The 20,303-nt window shown below is 71.3% G+C and carries 18 protein-coding genes and 1 pseudogene; 16 read left to right on the top strand and 3 right to left on the bottom strand.

The genetic code is table 11. The features are described from left to right. Positions 1-41 precede the first annotated feature (41 nt). Both ACZ60T_RS05045 and ACZ60T_RS05040 read left to right on the top strand, forming a co-directional pair. Positions 42-1,061 (top strand): NAD(P)/FAD-dependent oxidoreductase, encoded by a 1,020-nt coding sequence (locus ACZ60T_RS05045; protein WP_469664483.1) that lies wholly within the window; start codon positions 42-44, stop codon positions 1,059-1,061. Further along, positions 1,058-2,284 carry a Cmx/CmrA family chloramphenicol efflux MFS transporter gene (locus ACZ60T_RS05040; RefSeq protein ID WP_469664481.1) on the top strand — a complete coding sequence of 409 codons (1,227 nt, stop codon included), beginning with the start codon at positions 1,058-1,060 and terminating at the stop codon, positions 2,282-2,284. The genes ACZ60T_RS05045 and ACZ60T_RS05040 overlap by 4 nt, the downstream gene beginning before the upstream one ends. A 91-nt stretch (positions 2,285-2,375) precedes the next feature. On the opposite strand, the gene ACZ60T_RS05035 is transcribed toward ACZ60T_RS05040, so the two are convergent. Continuing rightward, a complete protein-coding gene (locus ACZ60T_RS05035) occupies positions 2,376-4,427 on the bottom strand; it encodes a spermine/spermidine synthase domain-containing protein (protein ID WP_469664479.1) in 2,052 nt (683 codons plus the stop codon). 281 nt (positions 4,428-4,708) lie between these two features. Between ACZ60T_RS05035 and ACZ60T_RS05030 the strand changes: the two genes are divergently transcribed. Then, entirely contained in the window at positions 4,709-5,488 is a 780-nt protein-coding gene (locus ACZ60T_RS05030) for an alpha/beta hydrolase (protein WP_365629481.1), read from the top strand. 25 nt (positions 5,489-5,513) lie between these two features. On the opposite strand, the gene ACZ60T_RS05025 is transcribed toward ACZ60T_RS05030, so the two are convergent. Then, a complete protein-coding gene (locus ACZ60T_RS05025; RefSeq protein ID WP_469664476.1) occupies positions 5,514-5,879 on the bottom strand; it encodes a MerR family transcriptional regulator in 366 nt (121 codons plus the stop codon). Between ACZ60T_RS05025 and ACZ60T_RS05020 the strand changes: the two are divergent. The 12 genes and pseudogenes from ACZ60T_RS05020 to ACZ60T_RS04965 all read left to right on the top strand — a co-directional run. After that, positions 5,794-5,997: pseudogene (locus ACZ60T_RS05020) on the top strand (aromatic-ring hydroxylase C-terminal domain-containing protein); the annotation flags it as partial. The gene ACZ60T_RS05025 and the pseudogene ACZ60T_RS05020 sit on opposite strands and share 86 nt — an antisense overlap. 146 nt (positions 5,998-6,143) lie before the next feature. Then, positions 6,144-7,292 (top strand): hypothetical protein, encoded by a 1,149-nt coding sequence (locus ACZ60T_RS05015; protein ID WP_469664475.1) that lies wholly within the window; start codon positions 6,144-6,146, stop codon positions 7,290-7,292. A gap of 38 nt (positions 7,293-7,330) precedes the next feature. Next, on the top strand, positions 7,331-8,509 hold the full coding sequence (locus ACZ60T_RS05010; RefSeq protein WP_469664474.1) for a hypothetical protein: 1,179 nt from the start codon (positions 7,331-7,333) through the stop codon (positions 8,507-8,509). Between the two features lie 126 nt (positions 8,510-8,635). Continuing rightward, the gene (locus ACZ60T_RS05005) at positions 8,636-9,127 is read left to right on the top strand and encodes a cupin domain-containing protein (RefSeq protein WP_365629472.1); all 492 of its coding nucleotides are present in this window, start codon (positions 8,636-8,638) and stop codon (positions 9,125-9,127) included. 180 nt (positions 9,128-9,307) lie between these two features. Next, on the top strand, positions 9,308-10,963 hold the full coding sequence (locus ACZ60T_RS05000; protein ID WP_469664471.1) for a TlrC/CarA/OleB/SrmB family ABC-F type ribosomal protection protein: 1,656 nt from the start codon (positions 9,308-9,310) through the stop codon (positions 10,961-10,963). Between the two features lie 219 nt (positions 10,964-11,182). Further along, a complete protein-coding gene (locus ACZ60T_RS04995; protein ID WP_469664769.1) occupies positions 11,183-14,827 on the top strand; it encodes a nitrate reductase subunit alpha in 3,645 nt (1,214 codons plus the stop codon). Beyond that, a complete protein-coding gene (gene narH, locus ACZ60T_RS04990) occupies positions 14,827-16,434 on the top strand; it encodes a nitrate reductase subunit beta (RefSeq protein WP_469664469.1) in 1,608 nt (535 codons plus the stop codon). Before ACZ60T_RS04995 ends, narH begins: the two co-directional genes overlap by 1 nt. Then, a complete protein-coding gene (gene narJ / locus ACZ60T_RS04985; protein WP_469664467.1) occupies positions 16,431-17,108 on the top strand; it encodes a nitrate reductase molybdenum cofactor assembly chaperone in 678 nt (225 codons plus the stop codon). The genes narH and narJ overlap by 4 nt, the downstream gene beginning before the upstream one ends. Then, a complete protein-coding gene (narI, locus tag ACZ60T_RS04980) occupies positions 17,105-17,848 on the top strand; it encodes a respiratory nitrate reductase subunit gamma (RefSeq protein WP_469664465.1) in 744 nt (247 codons plus the stop codon). Before narJ ends, narI begins: the two co-directional genes overlap by 4 nt. A 21-nt stretch (positions 17,849-17,869) precedes the next feature. Next, the gene (locus tag ACZ60T_RS04975) at positions 17,870-18,202 is read left to right on the top strand and encodes a cupin domain-containing protein (protein ID WP_365629457.1); all 333 of its coding nucleotides are present in this window, start codon (positions 17,870-17,872) and stop codon (positions 18,200-18,202) included. 109 nt (positions 18,203-18,311) lie between these two features. After that, the gene (locus ACZ60T_RS04970; RefSeq protein WP_469664463.1) at positions 18,312-18,722 is read left to right on the top strand and encodes a hypothetical protein; all 411 of its coding nucleotides are present in this window, start codon (positions 18,312-18,314) and stop codon (positions 18,720-18,722) included. A 71-nt stretch (positions 18,723-18,793) separates the two neighbouring features. Continuing rightward, positions 18,794-19,234 carry a 2-thiouracil desulfurase family protein gene (locus tag ACZ60T_RS04965; protein WP_469664461.1) on the top strand — a complete coding sequence of 147 codons (441 nt, stop codon included), beginning with the start codon at positions 18,794-18,796 and terminating at the stop codon, positions 19,232-19,234. Between the two features lie 83 nt (positions 19,235-19,317). On the opposite strand, the gene ACZ60T_RS04960 is transcribed toward ACZ60T_RS04965, so the two are convergent. Continuing rightward, complete coding sequence (locus ACZ60T_RS04960) at positions 19,318-19,854, bottom strand: NUDIX hydrolase family protein (RefSeq protein WP_365629448.1); 537 nt, start codon at positions 19,852-19,854, stop codon at positions 19,318-19,320. A 136-nt stretch (positions 19,855-19,990) separates the two neighbouring features. Here ACZ60T_RS04960 and ACZ60T_RS04955 point away from each other — a divergent pair, with 136 nt between their 5' ends. After that, a complete protein-coding gene (locus ACZ60T_RS04955) occupies positions 19,991-20,293 on the top strand; it encodes a hypothetical protein (protein WP_469664459.1) in 303 nt (100 codons plus the stop codon). Positions 20,294-20,303 lie beyond the last annotated feature (10 nt).

The raw sequence follows: 20,303 nt of genomic DNA, 5'->3' as shown, positions 1-20,303 counted from the left end.
GTGTGGCCTGGCGCGGACTCTCGCGGCAGGAGGTTGTACCCATGATCAATACGACGAGTGGCCAGAACAGCGACAGCAGCGGTGCGGCCCAGCGCGACGACTTCGGTGAGGTCTTCGACGTGGTGGTGGTCGGTGCCGGAGCGGCGGGGCTGAGCGCCGCCCTGCTCCTGGGCCGTGCCCGCCGCAAGGTGGCGGTGATCGACGCGGGTGAGCCACGCAACGCGCCCGCCGCGCACATGCACGGCTTCCTGTCCCGCGAGGGCCTGCCCCCGGCCGCCCTGCTCGACCTCGGGCGCGCCGAGATCGCGCGCTACGGCGTCCAGTTCATCGAGGGCCGGGTGGACCAGATCGACCACGGCTACTACGTCCGCATGGCGGGCGGGGTGGTCCTCAAGGCCCGCCGCGTCCTGGTCGCGACCGGCCTGCGCGACACGCTGCCCGGTATCCCCGGCGTGCGCGAGCGGTGGGGCAAGGACCTGCTGCACTGCCCGTACTGCCACGCCTACGAGGTCCGTGACCAGCCCCTGGCCGTCCTCGGCACCCACCCGGGTGCCGTGCATCAGGCCCTGCTGCTGCGGCAGTGGAGCGATGACGTCGTCTTCTTCCCGCACACCCTGGGCCTGACCGAGCAGGACCGGGAGAAGCTGGAGGCGCGCGGTGTGCGCCTGGCTGAGGGCGAGATCAGGCAACTCGTCGTCGACGGTGACCAGTTGCGAGGCATCGAACTGTGCGACGGCCGCGTCGTCCCCCGTGCCGCCGCTTTCGTCTTCCCCACCCCCGTCCCCCACGACGACCTGCTGACCCACCTGGGCTGCGACAAGGACGACAGCGGCTGGGTCACCACCGACCGCACCGGCCGCACCAGTGTCAGCGGCGTCTGGGCCGTGGGCAACGTCGTCGACCCGCGCGCTCAGGTCATCACCGCCGCCGGTACGGGATCCAGTGCCGCCTTCGCCCTCAACGCCGACCTGCTGGACGAGGACACCGACCGCGCGGTCGAACAACACCGCGCTGTGGTAAAGCAGTTGGGGGCCGAGCGGGCCGGGAGCGGGAAGCGGTGAGTGCCGACACCGCACCGACCGGACGGGCCGGAGGGCGGGGGCAGGTCGCTCGCGGGAGGTTGCCGCTCGGCGTCCACCTCCTCGCCTTCTGCCTGTTCGCGATGGGCAGTGCGGAGTTCCTGCTCGCCGGGGTGCTGCCCGCGATCGCGGACGACCTGCACCTCACCCTGTCCTCGGCCGGTGCCCTGATCTCGGCGTTCGCCCTCGGCGTCGTCATCGGCGGACCGCCCTTGGCCGTCCTGACGTTGCACTGGCCGCGCCGGACCACGCTCGTCGTCACCCAGGCCGTCTTCGCCGCGTCCGTAGCGGTCGGTCTCCTGACCGACAGCTACACCGTGTTGCTGGCCACCCGCTTCCTCTGTGGCCTCGCCTATGCGGGGTTCTGGGCGGTCGCGGCGGTCACCGCGATCAGCCTCGTCACCCCCGACCGCACCGCCCGCGCCTCCGGCGTCGTCGTCAGCGGGATCGGTCTCGCGATGATCGCGGGCGGACCGGCCGGTGCGCTGCTCAGCCACTTCACCGGTTGGCGGGGCGGGTTCTGGGGAGTCGTCGCGTTCACGGTCCTCGGGGCGGTCACCGTGCTGTTCGCGTTGCCGGTGACGCGCACGGACGGGGAGGCGAGCGTGCGACGTGAGGTACGCGCGATGAGGCGACCGCAGTTGTGGGTGGTCTACGCCGTCACCCTGCTCAGCACCGCCGCCTACATGATCTCGTTCAACTACCTCGCGGCGTTCCTGACCGATGTCACCGGCATCCTCGATGTCTGGGTACCGGCGATCCTGGCGCTGTTCGGTGTCGGCGCGTTCGTGGGCCTGTCCATCGGGGGCAGGATCGCCGACCGGCGGCCCACGCACGCGCTCCTGACCGGGGCGGTCGGAATCCTGGTCTGCTCCGTCCTGTTGGCCGCTCTCGCCCGGCACGCACTGGCCGTCGTCCCTCTCGTCCTGCTCCTCGGGATCGCCGGATTCGTCCTCAACCCGGCTGTTTACGGGCGTGTGTTCACGGTCGCGTCGGACGCCCCGACGCTCGCGGGGGCCACCACCGTCTCCGCGTTCCAGCTCGGCATCAGCATCGTCCCGGTCCTCGCGGGGGCCGCCCTCGACGCCGGTGCGGGTGTCACCTCGGTCTCCTGGATCGGTGCGGGGCTGGCGCTGGTGACCGTGCCGATGGTGCTTCTCGACCGCGGGATCACGCGCCGCCGCGGGGCTCCGATGGCGGGATAGAGCCCGGCCGGTCGGCCCGGTCGGCGAACAGGGAGCGTTGTCCTCACCAGGAGAACGCTCCCTGCCGCGCGCGGCCCGACCGACGAGCGGGCTACTGCCGGTCGATCGTCACCACCTCGTCCCGCACCGGTACGTGCGTCGACCGCTTGTCCGGTCCGCGCCCGGCGAATCGCATGGCGACGCACGCCCCCAGGTACAACAGCGCGACCACCAGCAGAAGCGCCTGATACCCCGTCACGAGTGCGAGGTACTCGAGTACGCCGCCGGTCAGCGAGCCCAGCAGATTGGCGCCGAACGCGGAGGTGGGGTCGGGGGCGAGCGCGAGGCGGTCCGAGAAGATGAGGTTGGCGAAGAAGATGGGGGCGAAGGCGAGAGCGATGGCGGCGGCGAGCCGTCCGGCGAAGGGCAGCGCGAGCACGGCGTGCGCCGGGACGAGCCAGGCCACCGCGAGAGAGCCGAAGAGCAGGAGTTGCAGCAGTGGTTGGCTGACCCGCCGCAGTCGGCGTCGGACCTCGACCGCGCCGAGCACGGCGAGCAGGACACCGATGAAGACCAGGGCGTTGACCAGCCAGGTCGTACCGAAGTAGAGCGCGAAGCCGATCACGTTCTTCGTCTCGAGCAACATGAAGGCGGCGCCCATCAGGAACATGTCGGTGTAGCGGACCGTGCCCCGGATCCGTACCCCGGTCAGGCGCACCGACAGCAGGGTGACCAGCAGGATCCCGCCCAGCACGCCCAGGTAGAGCGTGGGGATGCTCCGGTGCAGCAGATACGGGAACGGGTGGTCGTCGGTCGCGGCTGCCGGGACAGCGCCGCTGGGCTGCCAGACCTGCTTGCACGACTGGTCGGCGGGCGTCATACCGGCCACCAGCACGGCCGCGTTCTTGGCGAACGTCGTCATGCAGGGCGCGTGGCCGTAGATGTCGTCGAGGGATCCGGCGAAGCGGTCGATCAGCCAGCTCGTCCGGTAGTAGTTGTACATGGCGAAGGCACCGTGCGGCGCCAGATGATCGCGTGCGGCCTCGAACGACTGCTGGGTGAACAGATAGCTCTCCAGGCGCAGGTTGCTCGCCCCGGACACCAGCGTGAGCGAGTCGGGCAGGGCCAGGACGATGAGGTCGTACTTGTCCTTCGTCCGCTCCAGGTAGGCCCGGCCGTCGTTGATGTGGACGTGCACCCTGGGGTCGTCGTACGGCTTCGCGGGGTGGCGCTCCGCACCGATCTGCTGCAACCGGGGGTCGATCTCGACCGCGTCCACGCGCTCCGCTCCGTGCGCGAGCGCGACGGCGACGTCATTGCCGTTTCCTGCCCCGATGACCAGCACGCGCTTGTGCGGGTTGGCCGGCGTCCGGTCGTACGCCTGCCGGTAGAGGGAGTCCTTCTGCATCAGCGTCGACAGCGGCACGATGGTCTGGTGCGGGACGCCGTTGGCGGAGATGCGATACCCCGGGCCCGACGCCTTGGGCGCTACTTCGATCTTGTAGTACGGCGACCAGGAGATACCGGCGGTGGTCGTCTCCAGGAACAGCGCGGCGACCATCGCCGTGAGGGGGACGGCGTAGCGCATGGTGTTGCGTCGGCCGCCGAGGGCCAGCAGGGCCACGGCGGCGATGACGCCCCAGACGACCGAGGGGGTGCCGAGCCGGGACAGCAGGGCGAAGAACACCGAGCCGGTGACGCTGCCGAGCAGGTCGAAGCGGTAGGCGTCGAGCGGGGGAAGCTGCCGGAAGAGATCGGCGGTGATCTTGCCGATCGCGAGCATGATCACCGTGGTGAGCAGGAAGATGACCGGCAGGGTCACCCACTCGGGGAAGCCGGTGGTCTTCACGGAGGTGAAGTAGATGATCTGCTCACTGCTCTGACGCACCTGCACCGGACACACGCGGACCAGGATGATGAGAAGCGCGAGCGGAACCGGTGCCCACTGTTTGATCCACTGCCCCCGCGAGGCCGGGATCAGGAACCCGAGGCCGATGCCGAGAAACGACCCCAGCAGGATGAAGTTGGAAAAGTAGCTGAGGTGGACGACGTTGGCGCCTGCCCATCTGATCAGCGCCAGCTCGACGAAGAGCATCGTGGCACTGGCCAGCAGCAGCCACCAGCGGACCGACCGGGCATTATGTCGTACTTCAGACAGGTTCATGCGGCCACGGTGCCGCCTTCGGGACGACTTCGCTCCGGGGGTGAGTCTGGTTCGGAAGCCGACCACTCGCGCGGGCCAGAGCGGATCGGCCGAGTGGGGGTACGGCTCGGCGGCGGGTCGGCCGGGCGGCTGGGCGCGCGCGTCTTCGGCCGTACGGACCGTCGTTCGCGAGGTCGTCTGCGAAGGCGTCTACGGCGTCTACGCGATCGTCTACGTACGTGGCTCGCCCGCTTTGGCAGGAGATGCAAGGATGTGTCGCGCGTCCAGCAGAAGGAGGGCCCGTGATCACACGTCGCCAGTTCTCGGTGCTCGGTGCCGCCGCGGCATCGGTGGCCGTCGGGCCCTTGGCACAGGCAGCGCAAGCAGCGCAGGCGGCGCCGCGGGGGCGTTCGCCGGTGCGGCATGTGACGCTCGTCCACGGTGCCTACGCGGACGGCTCCTCCTGGTCGAAGGTGATTCCGTTGCTCCAGGCGGCAGGCCTGGAGGTGATCGCCGTGCAGAACCCGCTCACCTCGCTGCGGGACGACGTCGCGGCGACCGAGCGGGCGCTGGCGCGGCAGGACGGTCCGACTCTTCTGGTCGGTCACTCCTACGGCGGAACGGTGATCTCCCAGGCGGGGCTCGCGCCGAACGTCGCCGGGCTGGTCTACGTCGCCGCGCGGGCCCCGGACGCCGGTGAGGACTACCCCGCCGTCGCGGCCCGGTTCCCGGCCCCGCCGGTCGCTCGCGGGGTCGTCAAGTCCGACGGCTTTCAGTGGCTGACCCGACAGGCGTTCCTGCACGACTTCGCCCATGACCTGCCCGAAGCGGAGGCGCTGCGGCTCTACGCGGTCCAGGGGCCACTCTCGACCGCTCCGTCGACGACGACCGTGGCGGCGTGGCGGCAGAAGCCCAGTTGGTACGCCGTGTCGAAGAACGACCGCATCATCGACCCCGGCCTCCAGCGCTTCCTGGCCGCCCGGATGCGCGCCCACACCGTCGAGGTGGACGCCGGACATCTGTCACTGGTCTCGCACCCGAAGGACATCGCGGGACTGATCCTGGAGGCCGCCCGGGGGTGATGACTCATCCAGCCCCTGCGTCGTATCACCTTCGGACGGCCGGCGCTCCCTCCGGCAGGCCCCTCGACGCCGCCTCGATGGTCTCGTCCAAGATGTCCCGGGACAGGGACAGTTCGGCGATCAATCGATCGATGCGGGTCCGCTCCGCGACCAGTTCGTCGACCAGTTGCGGGGTGGCGATCTCGCTCAGGCCGCCGTCCGTGTCCCGCATGCAGGGGAGCAACTGCGCGATCTTCTTGCTGTGCAGACCCGCCGCGTACAGTGCCTGGACGCGGATGACGCGGTCGACGGCCCATTCGCCGAGGGGGACGCGCCTGTTCGGCGCGTTCCGTGGTCCGCACTGGACCCTGCTGACAGTGAGCGCCGACGCGCCACATGACCGGTACGGCACAGGTGTGTTCCTGATCCGCCCGGACGGTTACGTGGGTTGGGCGGGGGAGACCGAGGACGGACTGGCGGAGTACGCGAAGCGAGTGGGTGCCCAAGGCCCGCACCGCGTCCCGCGCTGACCTCGGCGCGAGCCAGGAACCCCGGCCGCTCCGTCAGGCGGGGCGTCGCAGCCAGGCACCGTATCCGCATCGCACGGTTACCGCGTCGAGACACGGTCTCGTTAGCCTCGGCGGTTGAAGATCACGGGGCGTACGGGGACGGACGTATGGGGGCGACGGGCGGGGTGCATGTGACGGGCGAGGCAGGGGAGTCGGTGAAGCGCTCGGGGTGGCGCGGAGTCGGGAAGCGGAAGCTGCTGGCAGGCGGTGCGGCGCTCGTGCTGCTCGCCGCGCTCGCCGGTACCTGGGCCACCCGGACCTGGCCCTTCACCGCCGACGAGAGCTACTGCTGGGGCGCCTGGCGGGAGAACAGCGGCCCCGAATTCCTCGGCGGCGCGGCCCTGGACGACGGCAACGGCCGACGCACCGGAACCGAGGAGGCCCCGACCCGGCAGCACCCCACCGGCACCTGCGCGGTCGCCATCGACACCTGGCACTCCTTCGGTGACGATGACAAGATCACCACTCGCGTCAAGGTCAATGTCGACTACGGGCCCGTCCCCAAACCCCTTTCGGAGCGCGCGACTTGGGTGGCCGATCACCTCGGGGGCGACGCGCTGCCGCTTCCCGACGGGCTGCCCGGCGTCGTGCACAGCCTCGGCGGGGCCATCGTGCTGCCGAAGCGGTGCGACGCCCCCGACGGGCGGCCGACCGTCGTCACCCTCACCTCCCATGCGACGGACACCTGGAGCAAGGGCACTTCGGCCGGGCGGGTGGGGCTGGGCGGCACCCGATCGGTCGCGGCACTGCTTGTCGCCGCCGCCAACCACGGGATGGAGGCGGCCGGTTGTGAGGCGGGTCGGCCGTACAAGCTCGTCTCGCCGATGCTGCAACTGCCCGAGAAGGCGGAGAACTTCGTCACCGACGACGTCTGCCGTATCCCCGGTCTCACCGTCGACAAGGCGGTCGGGGACGAAGTGGAGTACCAGGTCGGTGCGGTCGACCGTGACTTGCAGTCCTGTTCGCTGCGGCTCGAGCGGGGCGAGGGACGGGTCTACGACGGCTTGATGGTGGCGCAGCCACGCCTGGCGGACCTGCTCGACGGAGTGACCGGCGACCGGCCGCCCGCGCCGGGCTGGCGTGGCACGGGTGTGTTCAAGGACGACTACGGCATCGTCCGCGCGGACTGCGCGGGCCGTCCGGCGACCTTCGTCATGCTCTTCATGTCGAGCGAGCGGCAGAAGGCGTTCACCGACGCGGTCACCCAGCGCCTCGGCTGCGCCCCGCTGGCACCCCGGTACACCCCATCGTCATGACCGCCATGAGCAGCAACGAAGTCGGGGGAGACAACCCTGTGTCCGAAGCAGACGACCACCGCCCCGCCGAAGTCCCCGGACCGCCGCCCGCCCCGCGTGCCTGGTGGCATCCGAGCCGACTGCTGCGCGGCCGGGTACGGCCCGCCCTCGCCACGGCCGTCGTCGGCGCGCTGCTCGGCGTCGCCGGGACGGCCTGGCAGACCGGCACCGGACCGTTCCGGGCCGACCACAAGTGCTGGGGCGCGCTCGACACCAGCGACCTGAAGCGCTACTTCCGCGAACCGGACAAGGTCGTCGCCGAGGAGACCGCCGTCCAGTTCCGCGACCTGACCGGCTACTCCGGCGTGTGCCGGCTGAGCACCGGGCGCGGCGCGGTCACCGTGAACGTGCACCAACTCGACGTGCACTACGACGGCCTCGGCCGCTGGGGCTCCGAGTTCCTGGCGGCCCGGCTGGTCCCGATGGGCGGCGGGCTGCTCGGCATGGCCTCCGACACGCGCGCCTGGCTGGCCCTTCCGGAGGGCTGTGTCGGCAGGCCTTCGGAGATCGACGGTCCCACCGTGGTCGACATCGACGCCGGATGGACCGTGCAGGACAGCGAGGTCGACAAGAAGGAGCGGGCCGGGCTGACCCACATGGTGGTGAAGCTGGTCAACCGGATCATCGACCAGGAGGGGTGCAGCGGCACCGTCGTGGATCCCTCGGACCGGCTCCCGGCCGCCGACGACATCCGGGCCGAGGAGCGCCCCGACGCCGTATGCGGCATCAAGGGCCTGGCCATCCCGGCACGGCCCGAGGACGACACCGACGGCAGCGGCGGCAAGAAGGACGGCAAGCAGCGTACGGACTGGTCGCTCGTCCAGGTCACCCCGGACGGCGGCCCGGTACGCGCCTGCGACCACCTCCGGGTGGGCACTGAGGGGCTGCGTCTGATGACGGTCTCGGATCCCCGGCTCGCCGCGCTCTTCGAGCGCTCCAGCAGCGAGTACGGCACCCCGTTGAAGGGCGCCCGCGGCAGCAGAGGGTCGCTCTCCGCACGGAACGGTGTCTTCTGGGCCCGTTGCCAGACCGGGGACGTAGCCTTCGTGGCCCGTAACACCGAGTGGGACTCCAGCTCACTGCTGCACACGCTCTTCCCTCGCTACATCGAGGCGGAGGCCGCTCGCGCCGGGTGCGGCACGCTGAAGGTCACGACCGGGACGTCCGAAGGGAGTTAGCCCGCGGAGGCAGGTCGCGTGGCTGCCGTGGACTTCGAGCTGACCGGCACCGAGAATGACCGTCCGGCGAGGCGATGTCGCCTTCTGGTTCGACAGCGCCGCGAGTGAGCACGCGAGGAGACCGGCATGTCGTACCCGAAGCAGCTCTTCCACGGGGACAAGGGAGAGGTCAACGCCCGGCTGTGGAAGGGCGACTCCGCACCCGACCTGGAGATCGGCACCCGCTCGCGGGTGCACTACCTCGCCACGGGCGCGTCCACCGGCGGGCAGTACGGGCTCTACCGATGGGACATGGGTGCGGAGCCCGGCAGCGGGCCGGGCGCGCACTTCCACCGGACGATGTCGGAGTCGTTCTTCGTCCTGTCCGGCACGGTCGGCCTGTTCGACGGCGACAGTTGGGTCAACGCCGCGCCCGGCGACTTCCTGTTCGTCCCGCCGGGCGGGGTCCACGCCTTCGACAACCCGGAGGGGCCCGCCTCGATGCTCGTCCTGTTCGCCCCCGGGGCCCCGCGCGAGGCCTACTTCGAGGAACTCGCGGAGATCGTGGCGAGCGGACGCCAGCTCAGCGAGGAGGAGTGGACCGACCTGTACCACCGCCACGACCAGTACATGGTCTAGGGCCCAGGACACCGGCCACGGATATCGGTTGTCGCCCCTGTCGGGGTCCACTAGCGTGACTCCCATGGGAACTCTGTGATCATCCCCCGCCCGACCGCGTAGAGCCTCGCTCCGCCGTCGTGGCGTCTCGGTGTACTCGATTCCGTTCCGATCGGCACGTCCGAGAACAGGGGTTGTCGCATGCCCGCGCCCTCTTCCACTACCTCCCAACTCTCGCTGCACGGCGTCACCAAGCGCTATGACGAGCGCACCGTGCTCGACCAGTGCGCCTTCTCTCTCGCCCCCGGCGAGAAGGCAGGCGTCATCGGCGACAACGGGTCAGGCAAGTCAACGCTGTTGCGCCTGCTCGCCGGTGAAGAGCAGCCCGACAGCGGCGAGGTGACCATCACCGCCCCCGGCGGTATCGGCTACCTCGCCCAGACCCTCGCGCTGCCCTCCGACGCCGTCGTCCAGGACGCCGTCGACCTCGCCCTCGCCGAACTGCGCGCCCTCGAAGCGGACTTGCGCCGCACCGAGGCCGCTCTCGGGCAGGCCACCTCCGGCGCCGACCTCACGGCCACCCTCGCGACATACGCGCGGCTGACCGAACAGTACGAGGCGCGCGACGGATACCGCGCCGACACCCGCGTCGACGCCGCCCTCCATGGGCTCGGCCTGCCCTCGCTCGACCGGCGGCGACGCCTCGGCACGCTGTCCGGTGGCGAACGCTCACGGCTCGCACTCGCCGCCACGCTCGCCTCCCAGCCCGAACTCCTCCTGCTCGACGAACCCACCAACGACCTCGACGACCAGGCCGTGGGCTGGCTCGAAGACCATCTGCGCGCCCACCGCGGCACCGTCGTCGCCGTCACCCACGACCGTGTCTTCCTTGAACGTCTCACCACGACCGTCCTCGAGATCGACGCCGGACGTGTCTCCCGGCACGGCGACGGATACGCGGGCTATCTCGCCGCCAAGGCGGCCGAACGCCGCCGTCGCCGACTCCAGTACGACACATGGCGCGAGGAACTCGCGCGCAGCCGCCGTCTGGCGCGCTCCCACGCCGAGCGGCTGGACGCCATTCCGCGCAAGATGGAGAAGGCCGTCTTCGGTTCCGGGGCCTTCCGCGCGCGCGGACGCGTGCACGGCGCCATGAGCCGGATCCGCAACGCCAAGGAACGCGTCGAACGCCTCACCGCCCACCCGGTCGCCCCGCCGCCGGACCCGCTGAAGTTCACCGCGCGGATCACCACCGCGGGGGACAGCACGATGACCGGTCCGGCCGTCACGCTCGACGGCGTGGTCGTCGACGGGCGCCTGCGGTTGTCCGAACTGCGTATCGCGCCCTCCGAACGGCTGCTCGTCACCGGCCCCAACGGGGCAGGCAAGTCAACCCTGTTGCGGGTACTCACCGGTGAACTCCCGCCGGACTCGGGCACGGTGTGCGTCCCCGGACGCGTCGGACATCTGCGGCAGGAGGAGACCCCCTGGCCGCCCGGCCGCACGGTGCTCCAGGCCTACGCCCAAGGACGCCCCGGCGACCGCGACGAACACGCCGACCGGCTGCTGTCCCTCGGCCTGTTCGAGCCCGACGCCCTGCGCCTGCGGATCGGTGAACTCTCGTACGGGCAACGGCGGCGCATCGAGCTGGCCCGGCTGGTCACCGAACCGGTGGATCTGCTCCTGCTCGACGAGCCGACCAACCACCTCTCGCCCGCCCTCGTGGAGGAACTGGAGGAGGCCCTGACCGGCTACGAGGGCGCGCTGGTGCTCGTGACGCACGACCGCCGTATGCGGTCCGGGTTCACGGGGTCCCGTCTGGAACTGTGCGAGGGGGCTGTCGCCATGGACCGGTGAGCGGCCACGCCCCGCGGATCGGTGGCGACCGCACCCGATTCCCCCGTTCCCGAGGTTCCCCACGTTTCCCACGTTTGGCCGGTTGTGTCCGAAGAGACCGGGGCCAAGACTTGCCTTGGCCGGTTTCGTTCGCACGCGCGAGCGCCCGATGGTCCTGGGACGGAGTGGGAGGCGAGGGGCTTGGGCAGCGATCGCGCGCAGGACGCGGCGGAGCGGCTGATGCGCGCGGCGCAGTGCTTCTTCCCCGGCGAGCAGTCGCCCGACCGGCGGTCGCTGTACCGCGAGGGCGGGCGCGCGGCGGAGGAGTTCTACCGGGAGCGATGGCGGCACGACCGGGAGGTGCGCTCCACGCACGGGGTGAACTGCACCGGCTCGTGCTCCTGGCGGGTGTTCGTCAAGGACGGCCTGATCACCTGGGAGACCCAGGCCACCGACTACCCCTCGGTGGGGCCCGACTCCCCGGAGTACGAGCCGCGCGGCTGCCCGCGCGGCGCCTCGTTCTCCTGGTACACCTACTCGCCCACCCGCATCCGCTACCCGTACGTCCGCGGCCCGCTGCTGGAGTTGTGGCGGCGGGCCAAGGCCCGCACCACCGATCCCGTCGAGGCATGGGAGTGGCTCGTCGCCGACCCGGAGCGCACCGCCGCCTACAAGCGGGCCCGCGGCAAGGGCGGGTTCGTCCGCTGCGACTGGCGCGAGGCGGCCGAACTGGTCGCGGCGGCGCAGGTGCACACGGTCAAGCGGTACGGCCCGGACCGGATCGTGGGGTTCTCCCCGATCCCGGCTATGTCCATGACGTCGTACGCGGCCGGGACACGGTATCTGTCGATGATCGGCGGCACGATCTCCTCCTTCTACGACTGGTACGCCGACCTGCCCATGGCCGCGCCGCAGGTGTTCGGCGACCAGACGGACGTGCCGGAGTCCGGTGACTGGTGGAACGCGGGCTATCTGATCGTGTGGGGCACCAACCTGCCGGTCACCCGCACCCCGGACGCGCACTTCATGACCGAGGCCCGCTACCGCGGACAGAAGGTCGTGGTGGTGTCCCCGGACTACGGCGACCACACCAGGTTCGCCGACGACTGGCTGGCGGCGGCCCCCGGCACCGACGGGGCGCTGGCCATGGCGATGGGGCATGTGATCCTGACCGAGTTCTACCGCGACCGGCAGGTGCCGTACTTCACCGAGTACGCCAGGACGTACACCGATCTGCCGTTCCTGGTACGGCTGCGGACGCGCGCGGACGCGTACGTGCCCGACAAGTTCCTCACCGCCGCCGAGCTGCCCGAACCGCCCACGGAGGCAGCCGAGTTCAAGACGGTGCTGCTGGACGGGCGCACCGGGCGGCCGGTCGTGCCGAACGGTTCGCTGGGCTTTCGCTGGACCGACTCCGGGCAAGGCCGCTGGAACCTCCGGCTGGAGGGGGCCGACCCGCTGCTGACCCTGCACGGGCGGCCGGACGCCGAGGCGGTGGCCGTCGATCTGCCGCGGTTCGACACGGGAGCGGGGGAGTCCGGCGCCGTCCTGCGCCGCGGCGTCCCGGCGGTGCGCGTCGGCGGGCATCTGGTGACCACCGTGTTCGACCTCGTGCTCGCCCAGTACGGGGTGGCCCGCGAGGGCCTGCCCGGCCGGTGGCCGACCGGGTACGACGACCCCTCCGCCCCGTGCACCCCTGCCTGGCAGGAGGCGATCACCTCGGTGCCCGCCGGGGCAGCCGCGCGGGTGGCCCGGGAGTTCGCGCGCAACGCCGAACGCACCCAGGGCCGTTCGATGATCGCCATGGGCGCGGGCACCAACCACTGGTTCCACTCCGACCAGATCTACCGCTCGTTCCTCTCCCTGGTGATGCTCACCGGCAGCCAGGGGGTGAACGGCGGCGGCTGGGCGCACTACGTCGGGCAGGAGAAGATCCGGCCCCTGACCGGCTGGTTCCATCTCGCGTTCGGCCTGGACTGGCAGCGTCCCACCCGGCACATGGTGGGCACCCCGCTGTTCTGGCTGGCCACCGGCCAATGGCGCTACGAGGCGTTCGGCGCCGACACCCTGGCCAGTCCGCTCGGCGAGGGGCGACTGGCGGGGCGCACCCTCCCGGACTGCAACGCCCTTGCGGCCAGGCTGGGTTGGATGCCCTCGCACCCGGCATTCGATCGCAACCCGCTGCGGATCTGCGACGAGGCCGAGCAGGCGGGCAAGGAGGTGGGGGAGTACGTCGTCGAGGAACTGAAGGCGGGGCGGCTGCGGTTCGCCGCCGAGGACCCCGACGATCCGGCCAACTTCCCCCGGGTGCTGCTCATCTGGCGGGCGAACCTGTTCGCCTCGTCCATGAAGGGCCACGAGTACATGCTGCGGCATCTGCTGGGCACCGACGACGCGGTGACCGCGACCGAGACCCCGCCCCGGCTGCGCCCCACCGACGTGGTCTGGCGCGAGCCGGCCCCGGTGGGGAAGCTGGATCTGTCGGTGACGCTCGACTTCCGGATGACCAGCACCTGCCTGTTCTCCGACGTGGTGCTGCCCGCGGCGACCTGGTACGAGAAGTACGACCTGTCCTCCACCGACATGCATCCGTTCGTGCATGCCTTCAGCCCGGCCATCGCACCTCCGTGGCAGACCCGTACCGACTTCGACGCCTTCCACACCCTCGCCGCCGAGTTCTCCCGGCTGGCCGCCACCCATCTGGGGGTGCGGCGGGACGTGATCGCCGCGCCGCTCGCCCATGACACGGCGGACGAACTGGCCCAGCCCCAGGGGCGCGTACGGGACTGGAAGGCGGGGCAGTGCGAGCCGGTGCCCGGGAAGACCATGCCGAAGCTGATCGTGGTGGAGCGCGACTACACCGCGGTGGCCGCGAAGATGGCCGCCGTCGGCCCCCTGCTGGAGCGACTCGGCACCTCCACCAAGGGTCTGACCTGGACGCCGGACCAGGAGATCGACTACCTGCGCCGCCGCAACGGCACCGTGCGGGGCGGCATCGCCGACGGACGTCCCTCGATCGCCCGCGACGACCAGTTCTGCGAGGCGATCCTGGCCCTGTCCGGGACGACCAACGGCCGCCTGGCGGCCCTGTCGTTGGGCAGGCTCCAGGAGCGCGCCGGTGTCCATCTGGACGATCTCGCGCAGGCCCACCGCGACGACCGGATCACCTTCGAGGACACCCGCACCCAGCCCCGCGCGGTGTACACCTCGGCGGAGTGGTCCGGCACCGAGTCCGGTGGCCGCCGCTACTCGCCCTTCACGCTGAACGTCGAACGCCGCACGCCCTGGCACACCCTCACCGGCCGCCAGCACTTCTTCCTCGACCATGACTGGATGGCCGAGTTCGGTGAGCAACTCCCCGTCTACCGGCCGCCGTTGACCATGACCGCCCACTTCGGCGACCCCGGTCGCGCCCCGGACGGCCGCCCCGAACTCGTGGTGCGCTACCTGACCCCGCACTCGAAGTGGTCGATCCACTCCGAGTACCAGGAGAACCTGCACATGCTCACCCTCTTCCGCGGCGGTCCCGTGATCTGGATGAGCCCCCTGGACGCGGAGCGGATCGGCGTGACCGACAACGACTGGATCGAGGCGTACAACCGCAACGGCGTGGTCGCCTGTCGCGCCGTGGTCACCCATCGCATGCCGCGGGGCACGGTGTTCATGTACCACACCATGGACCGGCATCTGAACGTGCCGAAGACAGAGACCTCGGGCCTGCACGGCGGCGGCGACAACTCCCTCACCCGCCTGTTGATCAAGCCCACCCATCTCATCGGCGGATACGCCCAGTTCTCCTACGGCTTCAACTACATCGGCCCCACCGGCAACCAGCGTGACGAGATCACCGTCATCCGCCGCCGGTCCCAGGAGGTGCGGTTCTGATGCGCGTGATGGCACAGGTCGCCATGGTGATGAACCTCGACAAGTGCATTGGCTGCCACACCTGTTCGGTCACGTGCAAGCAGACCTGGACCAACCGGCCGGGCGCCGAGTACATGTGGTTCAACAACGTCGAGACCAGGCCCGGCACCGGCTACCCCCGCCGCTACGAGGACCAGGAGCGGTGGAAGGGCGGCTGGACCCTGAACCGCCGCGGCAGGCTGACGCTGCGGGCGGGCGGACGGCTGCGCAGACTGGCGACCCTCTTCTACAACCCCGAACTGCCCTCCCTCGACGACTTCTACGAGCCCTGGACCTACGACTACCGGCGGCTGACCACCGCCCCGCTCTCCGAGGACTTCCCGAGCGCCCGCCCCAAGTCCCAGTTGACCGGCCGGGACATGACCCCGGCGCACGGCCCCAGCTGGGACGACAGCCTGGCCGGAACCGCCGCCCACGCCTCTGCCGACCCGAACCTGGCGGGCCTCGTGGAACGGGTGCGGCTGGAGTTCGAGCACACCTTCATGTTCTATCTGCCGCGGATCTGCGAGCACTGCCTCAACCCGTCCTGCGTCGCCTCGTGCCCGTCGGGCGCGATGTACAAGCGGGAGGAGGACGGCATCGTGCTGGTGGACCAGGACCGCTGCCGCGGCTGGCGGTTCTGCGTCTCCGGCTGCCCGTACAAGAAGGTGTACTTCAACCACCGCACCGGCAAGGCCGAGAAGTGCACCTTCTGCTACCCGCGCATCGAGGCCGGGCAGCCCACCGTCTGCTCGGAGACCTGCGTGGGCCGGCTGCGCCACCTCGGCGTGCTGCTCTACGACGCCGACGCGGTCCGGGCCGCGGCGTCGGTGAAGGACGAACGCGACCTGTACGAAGCGCAGTTGTCGGTCTTCCTCGACCCCGAGGACCCGCGGGTGCGCGCGGCGGCCGAGCGGGACGGCGTCGCCCACGACTGGATCGAGGCCGCCCGGCGCTCCCCGGTGTACGCGCTCGTCAAGAAGCACAAGGTCGCGCTGCCGCTCCATCCGGAGTACCGCACCCTGCCGATGGTCTGGTACGTGCCCCCGCTGTCCCCGGTCACCGACGCGGTGCACGCCACCGGCTACCACGACGACGACCCCGACCACGTCTTCGCCGCCATCGACGCCCTGCGCATCCCCATGGAGTATCTCGCCCGGCTCCTCACCGCCGGAGACACGGCCGTCATCGAGCGGGTGCTGCGCAAGCTGACCGCGCTGCGCGTCCACATGCGGGCCCGGCAGCTCGGCGACCCGGTGGACCAGGCACTGCTCGACTCGGTCGGCGCCGACGCGGCGGACCTCGAGGACCTGTACCGGCTGCTGGCCATCGCCAAGTACGACGACCGCTACGTCGTCCCCAAGGCGCACGCCGAGGACTCCGGCGCCCTGATGGCCCAGCACTGCTCGCTGGACCACCCCGACGAGGAGGAGCGGGACGCCGTACCGCCGCCGCTGCCCGGAGCGGTCGTACCGGACGGTGGTGGCAGCCGGTTCCGCGACAGCGACGGGACGGTGCGCTTCAACCTCCTCGGCTGGAACGGCACCGGCCCCGCCCCCGGGCTCTTCGGCGACGGGAGCGAGAGATGATCCGCCGCCGCGCCCGGCACATGGCCGCCGACACGCCCCTGGTGCACCGCATGGCCTCGATCCTGCTGCGCTACCCGGACGAGACGGTGCTCGCCCGCCTCGACGACATCGCCGCCGCGCTCCCGGCGATCGGCGCCCCGGCCGACCGCGCCCGGCTCGGCGCGGCCTGCGACCATCTGCGGCGCCGCACGCCCACCGAGGCCGCCGTGCGCTACGTGGACACCTTCGACCACACCCGCCGCCGCAGTCTGCACCTGACCTACTACCGGCACGGCGACAGCCGCGCCCGCGGCATGGCTCTGCTCGCCCTCAAACACGCCTACCGGCAGGCCGGTCACGAGCCGCCCGAGAGTGAACTCCCCGACTTCCTCCCGCTGATCCTGGAGTTCGCCGCCCTCGCCCCGCGGCCCGGCCACCGCGTCCTGTTGCAGTGCCGGGCCGGGCTCGAACTGCTGCGGCGGGCGCTCCACGAACACGACGAGCCGTACGGCGGCGTCCTCGACACCCTCTGCGGCCGACTGCCCGAGCCGGGCCGCCACGAGCGCGCCACATGGCACCGGCTCGCGACCGAGGGGCCACCGGGCGAGCGGGTCGGCCTGGAGCCCTTCGGCCCACCGGAACAGACCGGACTGGCAGTCGACTTGAGCACTTCGCGCGCAGAGGAGGGCCGGTGAGTTCCTGGGACCTGTGGTGGTGGGTCATCCTGCCCTACCTCGCCCTCGCCACCTTCGTCGTCGGCCACATCTGGCGCTGGCGCTACGACCAGTTCGGCTGGACCAGCCGCTCCACCCAACTCCAGGAGGGCAGGCTGCTGAAGTGGGGCGGGCCGCTCTTCCACTACGGCGCCCTCGCCGCCATCGCCGGTCATGTGCTCGGCATCCTCGTCCCCGCGTCGCTGACCCGCCGACTGGGGATCCCCGAGCAGACCTACCGCTGGTTCTCCTCCGTCGGCGGCACGCTCGCCGCGCTCGCCGTCCTCGCGGGGGTCGCGATCCTCGCCTTCCGCCGCACCACCGTGCCGCGCGTACGGGCCACCACCAGCCCCGTCGACTGGCTCGCCCTGATCCTGCTGGCCGTCGTGATCGTGCTCGGCACCATCCCCACCCTGGGCGTCAACCTCCTCGGCGGCGGCTACGACTACCGGGGCAGCGTCGCCCTGTGGTTCCGCGGCCTGTTCGCCGGTGCCCCCGACGTCGACGCCATCTCCCACGCCCCGCTCATCTACCAGGTCCACGCCACCGCCGCCTGGGCCATCCTCGCCGTGTGGCCCTTCACCAGGCTGGTGCACGCCTGGAGCGTCCCGCTCTGGTATCTGTGGCGTCCGTTCGTCCTCTACCGCTCCCGCACCGCGACCCACCCCGCCGAACCCGGCACCAGCGGACGCCGCTGGCGTCGTATCGGCACCCGCTACTGACACAGAAGGCACACGACCGCCATGCAGAAGTTCTCCCTCGATGCCCGCGTCCGCGAACACCTGGAGCGGGCCGCCGCGTCCCCGACCGGCCGGAGCGCCGAAACCCTCTACGGCGGTCACGAGCACACCCTGCGCCAGACCCTCATCGCCCTGCGCGCCGACACCGCTCTGGCCGAACACGAGAACCCCGGCGAGGCGACGCTTCTGGTGCTGCGTGGCCGGGTACGGCTGCGCAGCGGCGACGACGCGTGGGAGGGCATGGCCGGCGACCTGCTCCTCGTGCCGCCCGCCCGCCACAGCCTGGAGGCCCTCGAAGACGCCGCCGCCCTGCTGACGGTCGCCAAGACCGCCTGACCCACACCGCGTTCGCCGTCGGCTCGCCGCCCACGCCACCGGGCCGACGGCTAGGATCCCGTCCTGAACCGGCCCCCCTGAGGGGTACGCAACGGACGGATCACCCGCGATGACTGACCCTCACACCACCGCCCCCGACCCCGGCAGCCCGGCCCCCGTACCGCGCCTGCTGTGCGACACCCGGGCCCTCGCCGAACTCCCCGACGCCCCGGCCGGGGCCCTGTGGAAGCTGGCCGAGTCCGGGCGCCAGCTCGACGCCAACGTCGTGCGTCTGCCGCCAGGGCACCAGGTGGACACCCACACCGAGCCGGACCTCGACGTCCTCCTCCTCGTCCTGTCCGGCGGCGGCACGCTGACCGCGCAGGACGATCCCCAGCAGCTGACCGAGGGCGCCCTGCTCTGGCTGCCGCACGGTTCCACCCGGAGCCTGGCCGCGGGGGAACACGGCCTGTCGTACCTCACCGTCCACCGACGCCGCCCCGGCATGCAGATCCGCTCCCGCCGGGCCGCGACCGGCTGAGCCGGCACGGCCAGGGGTCGAAGGCGATGGGCCCGGCGCGTGTCGGTGCCGCCGTCGATAGGGTGGTCCCCATGGAACCGGTGGTGGTCAGTGCGTGTCTGACGGGTGTGCCCTGTCGGTACAACGGGCGCGTGGTGGAGTCGGAGCGGGGAAGGGCGCTGGCCGCCGAGGGAAGCGCGGTCGTGTTCTGCCCCGAGGTGGCGGGCGGTCTGTCCACCCCGCGTGAACCGGCCGAGATCGTCGGCGGGGACGGCGAGGACGTGCTGGAGGGCCGCGCCAGGGTGGTCGACATCACGGGTGTGGACCGCACCGAGCAGTTCCTGGACGGCGCGCGTCAGGTGCTGGCCGCCGCCCGTGCCGCCGGGGCCCGCAAGGCGCTCCTGATGGCCCGCAGCCCGTCGTGCGGGTGCGGACAGATCTATGACGGTACGTTCAGCGGCACCCTGCGCCCCGGGGACGGTGTGGCGGCGGCGCTGCTGCGGCGTCACGGCATCGAGGTGGATCCGGTCTGACGGGGCGTCAACTTCCGCAGAGGTAGCGGGGGTTGGCCCGGCGCCGCTCTCCGTCGAGCGGGGCGCCGGGCCGGACGTATCCGTCAGGACAGGCAGCCGACATGGGCGAGGGCCTGCTTGAGCAGGACGCCCTGGCCGCCCGGCATCTCGTTCTGCACCACGACCGAGGACGCCTCCTGCGGGCTGAACCACTCCAGGTCGAGCGCGTCCTGGCGCGGTCGGCAGTCGCCGGACACGGGAACGATGTAGGCGAGCGACACCGCGTGCTGGCGGGGATCGTGGAACGGGGTGATCCCCTGCATCGGGAAGTACTCGGCCACGGTGAAGGGCTGCAAGGACGGCGGCACGCGGGGGAGCGCCACCGGCCCGAGGTCCTTCTCCAGATGACGCAGGAGGGCGTCCCGGACCCGCTCGTGGTGCAGGACCCGCCCGGAGACGAGCGCGCGGCTGACGGTCCCGTCGGGGCCGATCCTCAACAGCAGGCCGATGCTGGTGACTTCGCCGCTCTCGTCGACGCGCACGGGCACCGCTTCCACGTACAGGATCGGCATGCGGGCACGCGCCAGCTCGAGGTCGTCGGGGGCCAGCCAGCCGGGCGTGGTTTCGGTCGTGTCAGGCATTGCCCGATCGTACGGCGACAGGCCCGCGCCGTGTGCGTGGTGCTCCAGGTCAGACGGATCTCACACCGGACCGGGTGACCGGCGGGTCCCGGTACCCGCCTGTTCCGCGCGTCCGGTGGCGCGGGATGCTGGAGGTATGGAGATCGAGGTGCTGGTCGTGCCGGACTGCCCGAACGAGAAGGTCGCCGCCGAACGGCTGCGGCAGGCCCTGGACGACGTGGGGCTGAGCGAGGTCGGCTTCACCACACGGGTGATCACCGAGGAGGCCGAGGCCGAGCGGAGCGGCTTCACGGGCTCCCCGACCGTCCTGATCGACGGCCGCGACCCGTTCGCCGAGCCCGGCCGCACGCCAGGGCTGGCCTGCCGGGTGTACCGCACGCCCGAGGGCCTGTCCGGCGCTCCCAGCACCGAGCAGCTACGTCAGGTGCTCACCCCCTGACGACAGCCGA

The organism is Streptomyces sp. NPDC104371 (assembly GCF_055583785.1).
The sequence above is the reverse complement of the archived record's forward strand: the minus strand, read 5'-3'. Positions and strand labels throughout refer to the sequence as shown.

What these genes read in the sequence shown, in the direction of transcription:
- ACZ60T_RS04960 (WP_365629448.1), bottom strand. Translation starts at nt 19,854, where the DNA reads ATGCCTGACACGACCGAAACCACGCCCGGCTGGCTGGCCCCCGACGAC.
- ACZ60T_RS04965 (WP_469664461.1), top strand. Translation starts at nt 18,794, where the DNA reads ATGGAACCGGTGGTGGTCAGTGCGTGTCTGACGGGTGTGCCCTGTCGG.
- ACZ60T_RS04995 (WP_469664769.1), top strand. Translation starts at nt 11,183, where the DNA reads ATGCGCGCGGCGCAGTGCTTCTTCCCCGGCGAGCAGTCGCCCGACCGG.
- ACZ60T_RS05000 (WP_469664471.1), top strand. Translation starts at nt 9,308, where the DNA reads ATGCCCGCGCCCTCTTCCACTACCTCCCAACTCTCGCTGCACGGCGTC.
- narJ (WP_469664467.1), top strand. Translation starts at nt 16,431, where the DNA reads ATGATCCGCCGCCGCGCCCGGCACATGGCCGCCGACACGCCCCTGGTG.
- ACZ60T_RS04955 (WP_469664459.1), top strand. Translation starts at nt 19,991, where the DNA reads ATGGAGATCGAGGTGCTGGTCGTGCCGGACTGCCCGAACGAGAAGGTC.
- narH (WP_469664469.1), top strand. Translation starts at nt 14,827, where the DNA reads ATGCGCGTGATGGCACAGGTCGCCATGGTGATGAACCTCGACAAGTGC.
- ACZ60T_RS05005 (WP_365629472.1), top strand. Translation starts at nt 8,636, where the DNA reads ATGTCGTACCCGAAGCAGCTCTTCCACGGGGACAAGGGAGAGGTCAAC.
- ACZ60T_RS04970 (WP_469664463.1), top strand. Translation starts at nt 18,312, where the DNA reads ATGACTGACCCTCACACCACCGCCCCCGACCCCGGCAGCCCGGCCCCC.
- ACZ60T_RS05045 (WP_469664483.1), top strand. Translation starts at nt 42, where the DNA reads ATGATCAATACGACGAGTGGCCAGAACAGCGACAGCAGCGGTGCGGCC.
- ACZ60T_RS05015 (WP_469664475.1), top strand. Translation starts at nt 6,144, where the DNA reads ATGGGGGCGACGGGCGGGGTGCATGTGACGGGCGAGGCAGGGGAGTCG.
- ACZ60T_RS04975 (WP_365629457.1), top strand. Translation starts at nt 17,870, where the DNA reads ATGCAGAAGTTCTCCCTCGATGCCCGCGTCCGCGAACACCTGGAGCGG.
- ACZ60T_RS05035 (WP_469664479.1), bottom strand. Translation starts at nt 4,427, where the DNA reads ATGAACCTGTCTGAAGTACGACATAATGCCCGGTCGGTCCGCTGGTGG.